This window comes from Vibrio splendidus 12E03 (assembly GCF_000272105.2).
In the GTDB taxonomy this organism is placed as follows: domain Bacteria; phylum Pseudomonadota; class Gammaproteobacteria; order Enterobacterales; family Vibrionaceae; genus Vibrio; species Vibrio splendidus_I.
The window spans coordinates 1-1,336 of sequence record NZ_AJZD02000116.1; the positions used below are offsets into that span (position 1 = coordinate 1).

Below are 1,336 nucleotides of genomic sequence, written 5' to 3' on the forward strand. Positions count from 1 at the left end.
CTACCCAGGACCATTGGTACTCTTTCTCTATCGGAACTTCACCAAACACCGTCATGATAGTGTTCGACATTTATTCACCTGTTGTTAGACGTTTGTCCACCGTTTCGGTGGGTAAATCAATAATAGCGAGTATTTCCAAAGCGTTAACCATTGCGGTAACTTAGACTTTACTTAATGACTTACAGAAAAAATTTTTCTTCTATCAGAAAGGTAAAGTGATGAGTACAGTGAAAATACAACGAGCATTCTGTGTTGAATTAGATGAGTACATTAGCATTGATACAGCTAGGCGAGAGTACTTTTCCTTGCCGGAAAAGAGGCGAAGACGTTTAAATTTTTTGTGTTCAGACGAGTTTTGTCGTTATCACAATGAAACGGGAGTCCGTGTTACTGGCGTTAACTACGATAAACTTTGCAAAGAAAGAAGCGATGGTAAACCTGTTATCAAAGCCGCCCACTATCGAGAAAATGATAAACATCACCCTAATTGTGAATGGTCTTTGGCTAGTAGTAACGAAGAACACCTGAAACAGCGTAGTAATGAGAGTAGTGAAGACTATTCTCAACGTAAGATACGCCATAAACTTGAACACTTTATTGATGAATTCTCCCCTGAATTAGATGATGAAAGCACTTCGAATAAAAATGGTGAAAGTGAATTAAAATCAAAACAATTAGAGAGGGAGCCGAAGAAAAATAATGGCAGCTCGTCTCACCGAAAAAACTCCCCATCTAAAACCGTCACATCAGTACTGTCTCGACTTGTAGAAACATGGCTTGAAGCTAAAGAAGTCTTGAGTGATGATGAATTTAAAAAGGTGCTTTTAAATGTCAAAGGCGTCGGCCGAGTTCTGTTGTATCGGTACTTTAAACCAGTCAAATATTACAATTATGACAAGCACATTGGTGTTGCTTATGGGGGCGCCACGCTTGTAAAGCGATATGGCAAAGGTTTCAAGTTTAAGTTCTATGATAAAATCAAAGATAAACAAGCCTACCTTTATTGTGATAAAAAGCTCATGGAGTCATATCGTTATCGTAACTATATTGAATCCATTCTTACGTTAGATTGTCATTACTTCAACGTTTACATCTTAGCGCCTAAAGTGAATGAGAAAGAAGAGTATGTGACTTATGAAATCAATAGTTTGAAAAACATTCATATTATCGCTCGTCATGTTGGCGATAAAAGCAATTGAGATCTTCATTTTTTTCTTTCAGTGCGTTGAGCAAGTGATTGATCATATAGATTACATCCATGCTATCAAGCACACCTATTTGAATATGGCCAACGCGTAAGTAATCCAAACAGTTACTTTTGTCTGGAATGTCAGTT

Annotated in this window: 1 protein-coding gene; it reads left to right on the top strand. The window is 37.5% G+C overall.

Annotated features, from left to right (window positions below; all coding sequences use genetic code 11):
* The first annotated feature begins 218 nt into the window (after window positions 1-218).
* Complete coding sequence (locus A142_RS09370) at window positions 219-1,199, top strand: hypothetical protein (protein ID WP_241813070.1); 981 nt, start codon at window positions 219-221, stop codon at window positions 1,197-1,199.
* Window positions 1,200-1,336: the final 137 nt, after the last annotated feature.